Raw genomic sequence first — 15,062 nt, forward strand, 5'->3', positions numbered from 1 at the left:
ATGTGCCGCTATCGCGGCGAATTGTTGTGCGGAAAGTGTAGCGCGGGCCCGGGCGCCAACGGCAAAGAAAAACGCCCCGGCCTGGCGGCTCGGGGCGTTGCGTATTCTGGCTGAAAAGTATCAGTTGCGCGTCAGCGGGATCAGGCGGGTCACTTCCTTCAGTGCGCCTTCGTAGCTGTTGCCGGCCATGACGGGCGAGGTCATGAACTTGCCGCCGACAGCGAACGACGGGGTGCCGTCGATGCGGTAGGCCTCGGCCAGCTGGTTGGCGCGCTGCACCTGCGTCTGCACGCTGAACGAATCGAAGACCGAGTCGAACTTCTCGCGGTCCACGCCTTGGGTCGCGGCCCATTCACCCATCGCCTTCTTGTCGAACAGGCGCTTGTGTTCGCCGTGGATGGCGGCGAAAACCTTGGGGTGCAGGTCCGGGCGGTCCAGGGCCAGCAGCGTGTAGTAGAGCTGCTGCAGCGGCTTCATGCCGGCGTTGAAAGCGATCGGAACCTGCTTGAGCACCACGTCCGGCGGTGCGGTCTTGGCCCAGTCTTCAACCATGGGCTCCATGGCGGCGCAGTGCGGGCAGGTGTAGGCGAAGAATTCCAGGACCTCGATCTTGCCCGGGGTGTCCGACGGCAGCGGTGGATTGATGGCGATGGATTGCTGCGCGCCTTGCGCGTGGCTTGCCGGGCTGAAGAAAGCCGTGGCGGTCAGCGCGGCCGCGGCCAGGATGCGGATTATCTTGGGGGACAGCATGGATGAGAGGTTCCTGAGTAAAAAGTTACAGACAGGCCCGGGGCCGGATAAGTTCAATGCTGGCGGGCGCGGCGGCGCGCATTACTGGCGCACCACGGCGGTTTCGATCTTGTTCTCGCCCAGGCGGCCGCGGGCCCGGTTCATGTCGTCCAGGCGGGCAAAGGGACCCACCCTGACCCGGTTGATGGCCTTGCCGTTTACTTCGGCCTTTTGCACCGCCACCGGCAGGCCCAGCAGGATGATGCGGGCCTTGAGGGATTCCGCGTCGTTTTCACCACGGAATGCGCCGGCCTGCAGGTAGTACGTGCCGTTGGCCGCGGACGCGCTGGCGGCCGGCTTGGGAGCCGGCGCGGGCGCGGCCTTGGAGATCGGCGTGGGCGCCTGGCTGGGGGCGGCGGACGGCGCGGCGGAGGCTACGGCAGGCCCCTTGGAGGTGGGCAGGGTGGCAATCAGCGCGCCCAGGTCGTCCAGCTTGGCGGGGGTGTCGTCGCCCTTGGTGGGGGCGGGGCCCGTGGCCGGGCCGGTGGCCACGCCTGCGCCCGGCAGCGGCGCGGGCGCCGTGGCGGTCGGGCCGGTGGACGGGACGCCGGCGGCGCCGTCGCGGCCGTACAGGCCGGCGTTGGGGTCCGGCGCCTGGCGCGGATCCGGCAGCTTGCCATTGTCGCCCTGGCGGCTGGCCCGGTCGACGAAGGGTACGGGCGCCTTGGTGACGTAGAAGGCGACGACGGCGGCCACGATCAGGCCGAGGAGCAAGCCGGCCAGCGCGCCGTACAGGGTGCTGCCGCTTTCGCCGGAGGAACGGCGGGTGGTGGTTTTGCGCTTGGTTGCCATGAACCGATGTTACATCCGCTCGGGCGCCGACACGCCCATCAGCTCGAGGCCGTTGGCCAGCACCTGGCGCGTGGTCGAGGCCAGGCGCAGGCGGGCCAGTTTCAGGGCGGTGTCATCGATCAGCACGCGCTCGGCGCCGTACCAGGCGTGGAAGTCCGAGGCGCAGTCGCGCAGCCAGAAGGCGATATGGTGCGGCGACAGTTCCTGCGCCGCCAGCGCCACCACGTTGGGGAATTCGGCCAGGCGCTGCATCAGCGCGAATTCGGTCGGGGCGGTCAGCAGCGCGGCATCGGCCTGGGCCACGTCGGCGGCCGGCATGGCGGCATTGTTGATCACCGAGCAGATGCGGGCGTGCGCGTACTGGATGTAATAGACCGGGTTCTCGTCGCTCTTGGACAACGCCAGGTCCACGTCGAACACGAATTCGGTGTCGGCACGGCGCTGGATCAGGAAGTAGCGCACGGCGTCGCGGCCCACCCAGTCGATCAGGTCGCGCATGGTCACGTAGCTGCCGGCGCGCTTGGAGATCTTGACCTCTTCGCCGCCGCGCATGACCTTGACCATCTTGTGCAGCACGTAGGCCGGGTAGTCCTTGGGGATGCCCTCTTCCAGAGCCTGCAGGCCGGCGCGCACGCGCGCCACGGTGCCGTGGTGGTCGCTGCCCTGGATGTTCACGGCGCGATGGAAGCCCCGCTCCCATTTGGCCTTGTGGTAGGCCACGTCCGGCACGAAGTAGGTGTAGCCGCCTTCGCTTTTGCGCATGACGCGGTCTTTGTCGTCGCCCGTGCCCAGTTCGGTGGTGCGCAGCCACAGCGCGCCGCCTTCCTCGTAGGTATGGCCGCCGGCGACCAGCGCCTTGACGGTCGCTTCGACCCGGCCGGAGGTATAGAGCGAGCTTTCCAGGTAGTAGTTGTCGAACGCCAGGCCGAAGGCCTGCAGGTCCAGGTCCTGCTCGCGACGCAGGTAGGCCACGGCGAAGACGCGGATGTCGTCCAGATTGTCGACGTCGCCCGTGGCGATGACGTCCACCCCATCGGAGTGGACGGTCGCGCCGGCCTGGAAGTCACGCGCGATGTCGGCGATGTAGTCGCCCTTGTAGCCGTCGACGGGCCAGTCGGGCGATTCGGTCGTCAGGCCGCGGGCGCGGGCCTGCACGCTGATGGCCAGGTTGTGGATCTGGTTGCCGGCGTCGTTGTAATAGAACTCGCGGGTGACGTCCCAGCCGATGGCGTCGTACAGGCGGCAGAGGGCGTCGCCCAACGCGGCCTGGCGGGCATGGCCCACGTGCAGCGGACCGGTGGGGTTGGCCGACACGAACTCGACCAGGATCTTCTCGCCGCTGCGGGGCGAGCGGCCGAAGGCGGCGCCCTGCTCGGCCACGGCGGCGATGACGGCCTGGCGCGCGGCGGCGGTGATGCGCAGGTTGATGAAACCCGGCCCGGCGATTTCAGCGGACTCGATCAGGCCGGCGGCGCCGGGCTGCGCCATCAGGGCGTCGACGATGGCCTGGGCCAGTTCGCGCGGGTTGCGGCGGGCCGGCTTGGCCAGTTGCATGGCCACGTTGGTGGCGACGTCGCCGTGGGCGGCAACCTTGGGGCGCTCCAGCAGCACATTTGCCACGGCGTCGGGCAGGCTTTGCGCGACGGCGGCCTGGATCAGGGAGATAAGCTGTTTTTGTTGCTCGAGGAGCATGGGCGTCTGGAGAAGTTCTGAGTTAGTGACGGACGCGCCCGTACAGGCCGGGCCTGTCGGGCGGAGCGGACAGGGGGCGGCGTAGCCGGGCGGACCGCGCGCGCCGCATTCATGGCCGCGTCAGGTCCCGCTGTCACGGGAATCTCCTGAATCATAGCTTGATTTGGCCATTGGACCGGCCTGCGCCCAGGGCGGGAACCTTGCGCCGGAGGGTCTGGGGGGACGGATGGCGCCCGGCCATCGGACCTGCTGCCCCGGGCCAGTTGGCAGCCCCCGGGTGTTGCGGTAGTGTATGTAAGTAATCAATGTGGGAGACTGGAATATGCTGATCACCTTTCATTCCAAGGTCGTGGCCGAGGTTCTGATGCTGACCGACCATGCGGGCGCGCTGTTGCAGGCGGCCGGCAAGTCCTTCGGAGACAAGATCCCGGAGCGTGGCGTTTTCACCGTGGAACAGCTGGGACCCGCCATCAGCGGCATCGAGCGCGCCATCGACGACTATCAGAGTTCCCATGACAAGAGCGACGAAGAAGACGACGACAAGGCGCCTGCATCGCCCATGGCACGCATGGTGGGCCTGAAGGAACGCGCTTTCCCCCTGCTGGATATGATGCGCCAATCCCTGGCGGCAAATGCCGAAGTCACCTGGGAGGTGTCGCGCGGCTGGTAAGCCGGCAAGCCCAATGTCGCCGGGCGGACAATCTGCCCGGTGATTTTTGCCTACGCTTCTCGCCTGACGCCACCTTAAGGAATCACACCATGCGCAGCGATATCACCGTTGTTTTCGACTCCCGCCGTTCGGTCGACCTCTCGGCCAACGTCGAGCCCTCGCCGCAGCGCCAGAGCGACGCGCGCGACTGGTTCGACAGCGCCTGGGAAACGCTGGGCTGCGAGCCGCTGCGCCCCAGCGGCAAGGTCCTGCTGCTGGACAAGGTGCTGGGCGTGGCCGACGCGCTCGGCTATGACACCCTGTCCAGCGACGAAAAGGAGGCCCGCGAGTTCGCCGAGCACCTGGCGCTGGCGCTGGAGCGCCCGCGCATCACCGTGGACCTGCCGGGGTTGACGGTCGGCTATTGAGAAAGCCGCGGGCCCTTAGCGGATGCCCGCGCGCATGAACGACTGCACGAACTGGCGCTGGAACAGCAGGAAGGCGATCAGCAGCGGCGCAGCCGACATCAGCGTGGCGGCCGTGATGACCGACCAGTCGATGCCCTGGTCGGTCGACGAGAACACCTGCAGGCCCACCGTCAGCGGCCGCGATTCGACCGAGTTGGTGATGATCAGCGGCCACAGGAAGTTGTTCCAGTGGTGGCTGACCGACACCAGCCCGTAGGCCACGTAGATCGGCTTGGCCAGCGGCACATACACCTTCCACAGCACCTGTAGCGCGTTGGCGCCCTCCATGCGGGCGGCCTCTTCCAGTTCGCGCGGCACCGTCTTGAAGGTCTGGCGCAGCAGGAAAATGCCGAAGGCCGACGCGAAGTAAGGCAGGCCGATGGCGAACACCGTGTCGCGGATGCCCAGCTGGCTCATGGAGCGGTAGTTTTCCACCAGCAGCACGTCCGGCATGATCATCAGCTGCAGCAGCACCAGCATGAAGACGAAATCGCGGCCGCGGAACTCGAAGCGCGCGAAGGCGTAGCCGGCCAGCGTCGACAGCACCAGTTGCGCCGCCAGCACCATGGTGACCAGCAGGAAGGTGTTGAGGAAGTAGCGCGGGAACGGCGCGGCATTCCAGGCGCGCACGAAGTTGTCCAGCGTCAGCGGCGCGAACAGGTCGAAGCGGGTCGCGTAGGCGGGCGGGTGGAACGCCGCCCACATGGCATAGGCCAGGGGCAGGATCCACAGCAGGCCGAGCGCCCAGGCGCCCAGGGTATCGAGCTTGTCTTTCATTGATAGTGCGTCCTGCGGTCCAGCCAGCGGAACTTGATCAGCGCGGTCAGCGCCAGCACCACCAGCAACACGACGGTCAGCGTGGCGGCGTAAGCCGTGTCCCAGAAACTGAAACCCACCTGGTAGATGTAGTACAGCAGCAGCGTGCTGGCGTTATCCGGCCCGCCGCGGGTCATGACCACCACGTGGTCCACCAGCCGGAACGCGTTGATCAAGGCGTTGATCAGCACGAAGAGCGTGGTGGGCATCAGCAGCGGCCACAGGATGCGGCGGAAATACTGCCAGCGCGACGCGCCTTCCAGCATCGCGGCCTCGCGCAGCGACGGCGATACTGTTTGTAGCGCGGCCAGGTAGAAGATCATGAAGAAGCCGGCTTCCTTCCAGACCGTCACCAGCATCAGCGCGGGCAGCGCGGTCTCGCGGTTGCCTAGCCAGTTGGGGCCGGGCGAGCCGAACAGCTGCATCACCTGCGCGATCAGGCCGTACTGCGGCGTGTAGAAGAACAGCCAGATGTTGGCCACCGCCACCATGGGCAGCACCGTGGGCGTGAAGTAGGCCATGCGCAGGAAACCGCGCCCGCTCAGGTTGCGGTTGACCCATAGCGCCATGATCAGCGCGATGCCGATGGACGTGGGAATGGTACCCAGCGCGAACCACAGATTGTTCCAGAGCGACTGCCAGAACACCGGGTCATCGCGCATGACGGCGTAGTTGTCCAGCCCCACGAAGCGCGCGGGACGCGCGCCCTTGGGGGTAGAGAAAAAGCTGTGCCATAGCGTCGCCACCGCCGGGTAATGCGTGAAAGCGGCGAGCAGCACGATGGCTGGCAGCAATAGCAGCCAGCCATAAAGCGCGTTTAAAGAGCGGCTCATCGTGCTTGTCGGATTACTTGTAGGGACGCAGTATGCGGTCGGCCTCGCGCTGGGCGTCGGTCAAGGCCTGCTGCGGCGTCTTGGAGCCGGTCAGGGCGGCTTGCAGGGCGTCGTTCAGGGTCTTGGTGACGCGCTGGTTCTCATGCGTGGAGAACTCTGCCACGCTGACTTCCAGCTGGTCGCGCGCGACCGCGGCGGCCGGCACTTCCTGCGCGTACTTTTTCATTTTTTCGGTTTGCCAGGCGGCCGGGGTCACGGCCACGTAGCCCGTGGCGATGCTCCAGTCCGCGGCGCGTTCTGGCGTGGTGACCCATTGCGCGAACTTCAGCGCGGCCTGTTGCTGCGCCGGCGTGCCGCTCTTGAAGATATAGAAGTTGCCGCCGCCGGTGGGGCTGCCGCCGCGCTTTTGCTGCGGCATCATGGCCACGCCGAACGGGAAGTCGGCGTTCTTGCGGATGTTGGTCAGATTGCCCGTGGTGGTCCAGACGATGGCGGCCTTCTTTTCCAGGAAGTCCTTGGGCGTGGTGCCCCAATCGATCGTGCCGGTCGGCATGATCTTGTGCTTGGCTGACAGGTCGCGCCAGTACTGCGCGGCTTCCACCACGGCCGGCTTGTCCAGATAGACCTCATTGCCGGCTTCGTTCATCAGGATCGCGCCGTTGGGCGTGGTCAGCGCCTGGAACAGCCAGTAGGCGAATGCGCCGCCCGACGGGATCTCGATGCCCCACTGCGTGGTGTTGCCGGACGCGTCCTGCTTGGTCAGCTTCTTGCCGTACTCGACCAGTTCGGCCCAGGTCGCGGGCGCGCGCTCGGGGTCCAGCCCGGCGGCCTTGAACAGGTTCTTGTTGTAGTACATGACGATGGTCGAACGCTGGAACGGCACGCCCCAGGTATGGCCGCCGCTGCGGCTGTTCTGCATGAAGGCGTCATAGAAGCCGCCCAGCCATTTCTTGTCGGCGTCGCTCTTGGCTAGGCTGTCGATCGGCACGATGGCGTCCTCGTCGATCAGCGTGAACATATCGGTGGACAGCAGCACCGCCAGTTGCGGCGGCGTGCCGCCCTTGAGCGCGGTCAGCGCCTTGGCGATCGAGTCCTGGTACGAACCGGCGTAGATCGGCTTGATCTTGATGTCGGGATTTTCCTTCTGGAAATCCGCCACCATGTCGTCGACGATCTTGGTGATCGGGCCGCCGACCGCGACGGGGTAATAGAACTCCACCTCGACGGGCTTGTTCTGCGCCTGCGCAGGCAGCGACAGGCAGGCGGCGGCCAGGCTGGCGGCCAGGGTTTTCAGTACGATGCGACGCATGTTGTTTTCCTTTCCTGTGTACGGGCCCTAGCGGCCGGCGGAGTTGATGACCGCCGAATCGGCGGCAAAGAAGTGCTGCTGGCCGTCCTGCCAGGACAGGCCCAGTGTTTCGCCCGCGCTGGCGCGCAGATGGCCGCCCACGCGCACGGCCACGCCGCTGGTGTCGCCCACGCGGCAAACCACGATGGAGTCCGCGCCGAAGTACTCCACGCTTTCCACCTTGGCCGCAATGCCGTTGGGGTCGATGCGGATGTGCTCCGGACGCACGCCCAGTTTCATGGCGCCCGCTGGGGCGCCGGCAATGGCGGGGCCATGCGTGCCGGCGATGACCGTGGCGCCCTGCAGGGAAGCCAAGCCGATCAGGTTCATGGGCGGCGTGCCGATGAAGCGCGCCGCAAATTCGGTGGCGGGCCGCGCATACAGTGCGTCCGGCGTGTCGTGCTGTTCGATCTTGCCGCCACGCAGCAGCACCACCTGGTCGGCCATGCTCATGGCCTCGGTCTGGTCGTGCGTGACGTAGACCATGGTGATGCCCAGGTCCTGTTGCAGGGCGCGGATCTCGCGGCGCATTTCATGGCGCAGCTGCGCGTCCAGGTTGGACAACGGTTCGTCCATCAGACAGACCGGGGCTTCGGAAATCACGGCGCGGCCCAATGCCACGCGCTGTTGCTGTCCGCCGGACAATTGCGAGGGCTTGCGGTCCAGCAGATGGCTCAGGCCCAGCAGGTCGGCCACGCGCTGCAGGCGACGGTCGTAGTCGCGGGCCGGCTCCTTGCGAACCTTGAGGCCGAACAAAATGTTCTCGCGCACCGACAGGTGCGGAAACAGCGCGTACGACTGGAACACCATCGAGATGCGGCGCTTGGCGGGCGGCAATTGGGTGACGTCGCGGTCGCCGATGTGGATGGTGCCCGAGGTCGGCGTGTCCAGCCCGGCGATCATGCGCAGCGTGGTGGACTTGCCGCAGCCGGACGGACCCAGCAGGACCTTGAAACTGCCGGCGGGAACCGTAAAGCTCACGCCATGGATCGCGGCGGCGTTGCCGTACTGTTTGGTGAGGTTATCCAGGACGATGGATGACATGCTGTCTCGAAGATCTAATAGTTAGATCCGCATTGTTGCCTGTTATGAAAACCTTTTCATTGTGCAGCGCAAACATGACGGATGTATGGCAGAACAAACTTTCGTAGTCTAGCTTTGGCCTCAGGCGAATGGGTACGGGCCGGGGTAATCCCCGATGACCGCATGATGCGTGACCAGGTTTTTCCCTTGCCACCAATGCAGCTGGTAGCCCGGCGGTTCCATGATGTACTGCAGCGTCGGCCGCGGTCCCAATTCCAGGGCGAGCTGGTGCGCGGTGCCCGGACAGGTGGAGGCGATGGTGCCGCCGAAGCGCTGGAAGATCGTGCGGTGCAGATGGCCGCAAAGCACGCGCTCCACGTTGGGAAAGCGCGCCACGATGCGTTCGAGTTCGGGCGCGCCGGCCAGCAGGCCGATGGCGTCCATGTGTTCGATGCCGGTCAGGAACGGCGGATGGTGCATCAGGACCAGCGTGGGCCGCTCGGGCTGTTCGGCCAAGCGCGCGGCCAGCCAGTCCAGGCGGTCCTGGCAGAGCTCGCCATGGCTTTTCATGGGCACCACCGTGTCCAGCGCCAGCATGCGCAGCGGATAGGTTTCGATGGCGTATTGGATGAACGGGCCCCCGCCTTGCAGGTAGCCGTGGTCCGGAAAGGCCGCGCGCAGCTGGGCGCGGTCGTCGTGGTTGCCGGGCAGCAGGAAGTAGGGAATCTCCAGCGCCTGCAGATGTTCGCGCAGCACCTGGTATTCGTGCGGGCGGCCCAGATCGGTCAGGTCGCCCGTGATCAGCACGCAGTCGGGGCGCGGGGTCAACGCGTTGAGCGCGCGCACCGCGGGCGCCAGGAAGGCCGCCGGATCGATGATGCCGTAGGCCTTGTCGCCGGGGGTGCGCATGTGCAGGTCGGTGATTTGTGCGATGAGCATGACGCGTGTACTGATGAAGGATTGTTGTAGGAAAGGGCCTTAGCGGCGCACCGGCGCGGCGGTGCCGCCGACCACGATGCAATGCGGCAGACGGTCGGAATGCGGCGGCTGGCCCTGGATCTGCGCCAGCAGGTTCGAGCAGGCGGTTTCGCCTATGCCGTCACTAGGCTGGGCCACGGTGGTCAGGGGCGGCGTCAGCAAGGCGCCGAAGCGCATGCCGTCGAATCCGCAAACCGAAATGTCGGCAGGCACGGACAGGCCCAGGCCCACCAGGTCCGCAATGACGGCGGTGGCCAGCAGGTCGTTGGAACAGAACAAGGCGGTGGGCGCCTGCTTGCCGCGCAGGGCGGCCTTCAGGGCGTCCAGATCGCTGCCCGTGTGCGAGCTCATGGAGATGTGCTGGATGGCGTCCAGGCCCAGGCGCTTGGCGCAGGCGCGCGCTCCTGTCAGCCGGCGGCGGGCGCGGTCCGAGGCGGTCAGCGGGCCCGTCACCAGGGCGATGCGGCGATGGCCCAGCGCGGCCAGGTGGGCCACCATGTCGCTGGCGGCCGCGCGATTGTCGACCGACGCGAAGGGATGGGCGCCGGACTCGTTGTAGACCAGCACGTAGGGAATGCCGGCGTGGTCCAGGTCGTCCAGCGTGGCGCTCTTGGCGGCGTCCGCGACCGTCAGGATCAGGCCATCGACCTGGTGGTCCATCAGGCCCTGGACCGCCGCGGATTCCACCGCCGGATCGTAGCCGGTGGCGGTCAGCATGACGCTGTAGCCCGATTCCCGCGCGCGCCGTTCCGCGCCTTCGAAGCACTCGGCGAACACGGGGTTGGATAGCGTGGGCAGTATCAGGCCGATGGTGCGCGTGCTGCCCGAGCGCAGGCTGCGGCCGACGCGATTGGGCCGGAAGCCCGCGCGTTTGGCGACGTTGCGGATATGCGCGAGCGTGTCGGGATGCACGATCTCGGGCTGGTTGAACGCGCGCGAAACCGTCGCCGGGGAAACCCCGGCCTTGCGGGCCACTTCAATGATGGAAAAGCGGGGCGACGAGCGCGAGGCCATGGCGGGATTGCTGCCGGGTTTTCTGAAAACGATTTCATCTTACTCGACAAATATGACCTTTGTATTGCACGGGTTTGCGCTATGCTGATGCCGACGCAACAACAAATCGCCATGGCGCGGCATGCGATTTTCCCGGGGAAAAACGGCTTTTTTCGGTGTTTATCCCAATTGACGCAGCGCGCACAATGGCAAGAGTCGGTCCATCCGGACTGTGCGGCAAGACGCCGTGCACAAGGCGGATCCTCGGTCAAAGGGGACCGGGTGCGTATTTTGCTGCCGCGCGAGACGCGCGGTACCGGTAAAGAGGAAAGGACCATGTCTACTGCCTTGAACAGACTTGGCGCGCTGGAAGCCGCGCGCAAGCTGCAACGGCGCGAATTGACCGCAGAGCAACTGGTGCGCGCCTGCTTTGCGCGCATCGAACAACGCGAAAGCACCATCCATGCGTGGACCGCGCTGCAAAAGCAGGCCGCGCTCGACCGCGCGCAGGCGTTGGACCGCGGCGCGCTGCAGGGCGTGTTGCATGGCTTGCCGATGGGCGTGAAAGACTTGTTCGACACCGTCGACCTGCCCACGCGTTACGGCTCGCCCATCTATGAACGTCACCATCCGGGCCTGGATGCGGCCTCGGTGGCGTTATGCCGGGGCGCGGGCGCAATCGTCGTCGGCAAGACCGTGACGACCGAATTCGCTACCTATCAGGCAGGCCCCACGCGCAACCCGCGCAACGAGGCCTACTCGCCTGGCGGCTCATCCAGCGGCTCGGCCGCGGCGGTGGCCGACGACATGGTGCCCTTCGCGTTGGGCACGCAGACCGCGGCCTCCATCATCCGCCCCGCGTCTTATTGCGGCATCGTGGGCTTCAAGCCGACCTTTGGCAGCATTTCCCGCGCCGGCGTCAAAAGCGTGGCGGAGTCGCTGGACACCATTGGCGGCTTTGCCCGTTCGGTGCCGGACGTGGCATTGTTTGCTTCGGTGCTGATGCGCGATCCCCGCATGCTAGACCTGGCGTACGACGGCAAGCCGCGCATCGGCATGTACCGCAGCCTGCAATGGCGGCATGCCCTGCCCGAAACCAAGGAAGCCTACGCGCAGGCAGCAGCCATCCTGTCGCGCGCCGGCGCCGTGGTCGAGGAAGTGCCGCTGCCGCCCGAGCATTGCGTCCTGGTGCAGCTGCATGCCGACATCATGGCATTTGAAGTCTCGCAGGCGCTGGCCTACGAGCGCCTGGAGCATGCGGCGCAGCTCAGCCCCAAGATCCAGGCCATCCTGGAGGCGGGCTCGCGGATCACTGCTGAAGAGCACCAGAAGAACCTGATGCGCGCCGCCGAATCCCGCGCGCGCGTGGATGCCTGGTTCGACAAGTACGATGTGCTGCTGGCGCCCAGCGCGAGCGGCGAGGCGCCGTTCGCCGACCTGGGCACGGGCGATCCGCAGTTCTCGCGCGCTTGGACGGTGTTCGGCCATCCCAGTCTGAGTCTGCCGTTCGCCACTGGCCCGCAAGGCCTGCCCGTTGGGCTGCAACTGGTCGGCGCGCGCTACAGCGACCACCGGACGCTGGCGATGGCGGCGTGGGTCCACCAGCGGCTGCTGGCCGCCACCGCGCCGGATATCGGCGCGTCCGACATGTGGCCGCGCGGCTGAGCGTCAGCCGCCCGCGCGCGGGCTGAAGCCGCGTTGGCGCGGCGGCGTTCAAAGAAAAAGCCAGCCCGGTAAGGCTGGCTTTTTTACGCCGGGTTGCGGATCACGCGGTCTCGGCGGTTTCCTTACGCCGGGTTGCGGATCACGCCGTTTCGGCCGTTTCTTGTTCGGTTGCCGCCACGGCGCCCGCATTGATATGGCGGTTGACGGCGCTCAGCACGGCCTGGAACGAGGCCGTCACGATGTCGCGGTCGATGCCCACGCCGAAGCCGGTGCTGGATTCGCCGACGCGCAATTCCACATAGGAAGCGGCGCGCGTGTCGGTGCCGGTGCCGATGGCGTGCTCGTGGTAGTCCATGATGCGCACGGGCACGTCCAGCGCGGCCACGAAGGCCGAGATGGCGCCATCGCCCTTGCCCGTCACGATGCGGCGCTCGCCGTTGTATTCGAGTTCGGCTTCGATGCTGAAATGCTGGCCTTCGCCGGCCGACGGATTGCCGTCGATGCGGTGGCGTACCAGCTTCCACGGCGATTTCTGTTCGAGGTATTCGCGGTTGAAGATCGTGTGCACGTCGTCAGCCGTGACTTCGCGGCCGGTCTCGTCGGTGACGCGCTGGATGGCGCGGCTGAATTCGATCTGAAGGCGGCGCGGCAACACCAGGCCATGTTCCTGTTCGAGCAGGTAGGACACGCCGCCCTTGCCCGATTGGCTATTCACGCGGATGACGGCGTCGTAGCTGCGGCCGAGGTCGGCCGGGTCGATCGGCAGGTACGGCACTTCCCAGACGGCGTCGGCTTGCTGCTGCGCGAAACCCTTCTTGATGGCGTCCTGGTGCGAGCCCGAGAATGCGGTGAAGACCAAGTCGCCCGCGTACGGATGGCGCGGGTGGACCGGCAATTGGTTGCAGTATTCGGCGCAGCGGCGCACTTCGTCGATGTCCGAGAAGTCCAGGCCCGGGTGCACGCCTTGCGTGTAGAGGTTCAAGGCCAAGGTGACGAGGTCGACGTTGCCGGTGCGCTCGCCGCTGCCGAAGAGGCAGCCTTCGATGCGGTCGGCGCCGGCCATTACGGCGAATTCGGCGGCGGCCACGGCGGTGCCGCGGTCATTGTGCGGGTGCACGCTGAGCACGATGCTGTCGCGGCGCGCCAGGTTCTTGTGCATCCATTCGATCTGGTCGGCGTACAGATTGGGGCTGGTGGCCTCGATGGTGGCGGGCAGGTTCAGCACCATCTTGCAATCGGGCGTGGGCTGCCATACGTCAGCCACGGCGTTGGAGACTTCCAGCGCGAATTCGGGTTCGGTGGTGCTGAAGACTTCGGGCGAGTACTGGTAGCGCCATTGCGTTTCCGGGTGCTGCGCCATGTACTGCTTCACCAGGCGCGTGCCGGTGGTGGCGATGTTCTTGATCTCGTCCTTGCTCATGTTGAACACGACCTTGCGGAACGCCGGTGCGCAGGCGTTGTACAGGTGGACGATGGCTTGCTTGGCGCCGGCGGCGGATTCCACCGTGCGGCTGATCAGGTCTTCGCGCGACTGCGTCAGCACGATGATGGTGACATCGTCCGGGATACGCTTCTCGTCGATGAGCTTGCGCACGAAATCGAAGTCGGTCTGCGAGGCGGACGGGAAGCCCACTTCGATTTCCTTGAAGCCGATCTTCACCAGCTGTTCAAAGAAGCGGACCTTGCGCTCCACGCTCATTGGTTCGATCAGCGCCTGGTTGCCGTCGCGCAAGTCCGTGCTCATCCAGATCGGCGCCTTGGTGATGCGGCGGCTGGGCCAGGTGCGTTCGGAAAAGTCGCGGGTAAAGGGCGCGAAGGGGACGTATTTGGTGGCGGGGTTGGCAAGCATCATTACTACACCTCGATCGGTTTCTTTTGAATCCCGGGAATGCTTCCCTGGGCGGCTACGCGACCGGATGGCGGTCTTGTGCCAGGATTTGCCGTGATTGACCGGCAGGATTCAGAGATAAAAGGGGGAAATCGCGTGTGGCAAGCGTGGTTGCCGAGCTACCACGGGGACACTAGGCCCGGCAACCGATCGGTAGGTATAGCGATAGCGCGTAGGAGGAGAAACGGGCGCGCAGGCCGGCAACCGGAGCGTCGTAGCGTCCGGTGGCAATCGCGAAGGGGGTGCGGTGAGCGGCCATAGGTTGCTAGTCAAACATATTTTCTTCGCCAGCGCAACTGAATGTGCTTTTGTATCGAGGCGGGTTGCGGGCTTGAGACAGCGTATTTTGCTGAAGAATATTCGGCAAAAATGGGGTTGGATAGGGGAAGGCCGGGTCGCGTTACAGCGTTGCCTGGCCGGCGAGGGACTGAAACAAACAGGCCGCCTGTCGGCGGCCTGCTATGGCAATGGTGAGGGGGGGGCTTACCGGGCCGGGCCGATGCGCGGTTCCACGTAGCGGTCGCTGCGTCCTTCACTGCGCGCTTCGTGGCGGACTTCGTCGCGCGGGTCGCGCGGCTTGCGGTCGGACGATTCAAGGACGCGGGCCTGCTCCGCGACCATCGCGATCTTGCTGGCGCGGTTGTGGCGGATTTCAGACAGGGAGCGGCGCAGGTCGCCCACCGTGAAGGGCTCCTGGCGGTCGCCCCAGGTCCAGCGCAGCACGCCCAGGGATTCCTCGGACAGGTTGGGCGCCAGGTCGGCCAGCACGCTGGTTTCGACGGGAGTGGCGCTGCCGGAGGCCAGGCTGGCGGACAGCCAGGCGCGCAGCGTGAAGAACACGATCAGGGTCCAGATGCCGGCCACCGCCCACCAGATGTAGGGGTTGACCTTCTGCACCATGTCCATGGTCGGTTGCCCCAGGGAGTGCAGGAACTCGTAGTTCATGGTGCGGCCGAAATTCAGTATCCAGTTGGCGGCCAGATACCAGATAACCACGGCGACGGCGATGACGATCGCGCGCACGATGAGGCGGGGAAGCGCCAGTTTGAGCAGGGTCTGGCCAATGAGGCGGCAGTCCTGGCGGACGCTTGCGGGCGAAGTCAGATTCATCATGCAAAATATTGTACCT

General features: G+C 65.9%; 14 protein-coding genes. 3 read left to right on the forward strand and 11 right to left on the reverse strand.

Annotation, left to right across the window (positions count from 1 at the left end):
- Nucleotides 1-120: 120 nt before the first annotated feature.
- The 3 genes from AC3WOB_RS17775 to argS all read right to left on the reverse strand — a co-directional run bounded on the left by AC3WOB_RS17775 (nucleotide 121) and on the right by argS (nucleotide 3,273).
- Nucleotides 121-750, reverse strand: a complete 630-nt coding sequence (locus tag AC3WOB_RS17775; RefSeq protein ID WP_013390890.1) for a thiol:disulfide interchange protein DsbA/DsbL — start codon at nucleotides 748-750, stop codon at nucleotides 121-123.
- Between the two features lie 81 nt (nucleotides 751-831).
- The gene (locus AC3WOB_RS17780; protein ID WP_013390891.1) at nucleotides 832-1,581 is read right to left on the reverse strand and encodes an SPOR domain-containing protein; all 750 of its coding nucleotides are present in this window, start codon (nucleotides 1,579-1,581) and stop codon (nucleotides 832-834) included.
- Nucleotides 1,582-1,590: 9 nt separating this feature from the next.
- Nucleotides 1,591-3,273: an arginine--tRNA ligase gene (gene argS, locus AC3WOB_RS17785; protein ID WP_013390892.1), complete on the reverse strand. Its 1,683-nt coding sequence runs from the start codon at nucleotides 3,271-3,273 to the stop codon at nucleotides 1,591-1,593.
- Nucleotides 3,274-3,595: 322 nt separating this feature from the next.
- Here argS and AC3WOB_RS17790 point away from each other — a divergent pair, with 322 nt between their 5' ends.
- Nucleotides 3,596-3,943 carry a DUF1840 domain-containing protein gene (locus tag AC3WOB_RS17790; protein WP_013390893.1) on the forward strand — a complete coding sequence of 116 codons (348 nt, stop codon included), beginning with the start codon at nucleotides 3,596-3,598 and terminating at the stop codon, nucleotides 3,941-3,943.
- Between the two features lie 89 nt (nucleotides 3,944-4,032).
- Nucleotides 4,033-4,350 carry a hypothetical protein gene (locus AC3WOB_RS17795; protein WP_013390894.1) on the forward strand — a complete coding sequence of 106 codons (318 nt, stop codon included), beginning with the start codon at nucleotides 4,033-4,035 and terminating at the stop codon, nucleotides 4,348-4,350.
- A gap of 15 nt (nucleotides 4,351-4,365) precedes the next feature.
- On the opposite strand, the gene AC3WOB_RS17800 is transcribed toward AC3WOB_RS17795, so the two are convergent.
- From AC3WOB_RS17800 to AC3WOB_RS17825, 6 genes are all read right to left on the reverse strand, one after another.
- Entirely contained in the window at nucleotides 4,366-5,166 is an 801-nt protein-coding gene (locus tag AC3WOB_RS17800) for a carbohydrate ABC transporter permease (protein ID WP_013390895.1), read from the reverse strand.
- Entirely contained in the window at nucleotides 5,163-6,038 is an 876-nt protein-coding gene (locus AC3WOB_RS17805) for a carbohydrate ABC transporter permease (RefSeq protein ID WP_013390896.1), read from the reverse strand. The genes AC3WOB_RS17800 and AC3WOB_RS17805 overlap by 4 nt, the downstream gene beginning before the upstream one ends.
- Nucleotides 6,039-6,051: 13 nt before the next feature.
- Nucleotides 6,052-7,347: an ABC transporter substrate-binding protein gene (locus tag AC3WOB_RS17810; protein WP_013390897.1), complete on the reverse strand. Its 1,296-nt coding sequence runs from the start codon at nucleotides 7,345-7,347 to the stop codon at nucleotides 6,052-6,054.
- A gap of 27 nt (nucleotides 7,348-7,374) precedes the next feature.
- Complete coding sequence (locus tag AC3WOB_RS17815; RefSeq protein ID WP_492275757.1) at nucleotides 7,375-8,430, reverse strand: ABC transporter ATP-binding protein; 1,056 nt, start codon at nucleotides 8,428-8,430, stop codon at nucleotides 7,375-7,377.
- Nucleotides 8,431-8,550: 120 nt separating this feature from the next.
- Nucleotides 8,551-9,348, reverse strand: coding sequence for a phosphodiesterase (locus AC3WOB_RS17820; protein WP_013390899.1), 798 nt, complete (start codon nucleotides 9,346-9,348; stop codon nucleotides 8,551-8,553).
- 39 nt (nucleotides 9,349-9,387) lie between these two features.
- Complete coding sequence (locus AC3WOB_RS17825; RefSeq protein ID WP_013390900.1) at nucleotides 9,388-10,401, reverse strand: LacI family DNA-binding transcriptional regulator; 1,014 nt, start codon at nucleotides 10,399-10,401, stop codon at nucleotides 9,388-9,390.
- Between the two features lie 315 nt (nucleotides 10,402-10,716).
- Between AC3WOB_RS17825 and AC3WOB_RS17830 the strand changes: the two genes are divergently transcribed.
- Nucleotides 10,717-12,045, forward strand: a complete 1,329-nt coding sequence (locus AC3WOB_RS17830; protein ID WP_013390901.1) for an amidase — start codon at nucleotides 10,717-10,719, stop codon at nucleotides 12,043-12,045.
- Nucleotides 12,046-12,184: 139 nt separating this feature from the next.
- On the opposite strand, the gene leuA is transcribed toward AC3WOB_RS17830, so the two are convergent.
- Nucleotides 12,185-13,897 carry a 2-isopropylmalate synthase gene (gene leuA / locus AC3WOB_RS17835; RefSeq protein WP_013390902.1) on the reverse strand — a complete coding sequence of 571 codons (1,713 nt, stop codon included), beginning with the start codon at nucleotides 13,895-13,897 and terminating at the stop codon, nucleotides 12,185-12,187.
- Nucleotides 13,898-14,416: 519 nt separating this feature from the next.
- Nucleotides 14,417-15,046: a hypothetical protein gene (locus AC3WOB_RS17840; protein WP_013390903.1), complete on the reverse strand. Its 630-nt coding sequence runs from the start codon at nucleotides 15,044-15,046 to the stop codon at nucleotides 14,417-14,419.
- Nucleotides 15,047-15,062 lie beyond the last annotated feature (16 nt).

The organism is Achromobacter sp. FW305-C-30-7, assembly GCF_058783105.1.

What these genes read in the sequence shown, in the direction of transcription:
- AC3WOB_RS17815 (WP_492275757.1), bottom strand. Translation starts at nt 8,430, where the DNA reads ATGTCATCCATCGTCCTGGATAACCTCACCAAACAGTACGGCAACGCC.
- AC3WOB_RS17780 (WP_013390891.1), bottom strand. Translation starts at nt 1,581, where the DNA reads ATGGCAACCAAGCGCAAAACCACCACCCGCCGTTCCTCCGGCGAAAGC.
- AC3WOB_RS17830 (WP_013390901.1), top strand. Translation starts at nt 10,717, where the DNA reads ATGTCTACTGCCTTGAACAGACTTGGCGCGCTGGAAGCCGCGCGCAAG.
- AC3WOB_RS17825 (WP_013390900.1), bottom strand. Translation starts at nt 10,401, where the DNA reads ATGGCCTCGCGCTCGTCGCCCCGCTTTTCCATCATTGAAGTGGCCCGC.
- AC3WOB_RS17820 (WP_013390899.1), bottom strand. Translation starts at nt 9,348, where the DNA reads ATGCTCATCGCACAAATCACCGACCTGCACATGCGCACCCCCGGCGAC.
- AC3WOB_RS17790 (WP_013390893.1), top strand. Translation starts at nt 3,596, where the DNA reads ATGCTGATCACCTTTCATTCCAAGGTCGTGGCCGAGGTTCTGATGCTG.
- AC3WOB_RS17775 (WP_013390890.1), bottom strand. Translation starts at nt 750, where the DNA reads ATGCTGTCCCCCAAGATAATCCGCATCCTGGCCGCGGCCGCGCTGACC.
- AC3WOB_RS17840 (WP_013390903.1), bottom strand. Translation starts at nt 15,046, where the DNA reads ATGATGAATCTGACTTCGCCCGCAAGCGTCCGCCAGGACTGCCGCCTC.
- leuA (WP_013390902.1), bottom strand. Translation starts at nt 13,897, where the DNA reads ATGATGCTTGCCAACCCCGCCACCAAATACGTCCCCTTCGCGCCCTTT.
- AC3WOB_RS17810 (WP_013390897.1), bottom strand. Translation starts at nt 7,347, where the DNA reads ATGCGTCGCATCGTACTGAAAACCCTGGCCGCCAGCCTGGCCGCCGCC.
- AC3WOB_RS17800 (WP_013390895.1), bottom strand. Translation starts at nt 5,166, where the DNA reads ATGAAAGACAAGCTCGATACCCTGGGCGCCTGGGCGCTCGGCCTGCTG.
- AC3WOB_RS17805 (WP_013390896.1), bottom strand. Translation starts at nt 6,038, where the DNA reads ATGAGCCGCTCTTTAAACGCGCTTTATGGCTGGCTGCTATTGCTGCCA.
- argS (WP_013390892.1), bottom strand. Translation starts at nt 3,273, where the DNA reads ATGCTCCTCGAGCAACAAAAACAGCTTATCTCCCTGATCCAGGCCGCC.
- AC3WOB_RS17795 (WP_013390894.1), top strand. Translation starts at nt 4,033, where the DNA reads ATGCGCAGCGATATCACCGTTGTTTTCGACTCCCGCCGTTCGGTCGAC.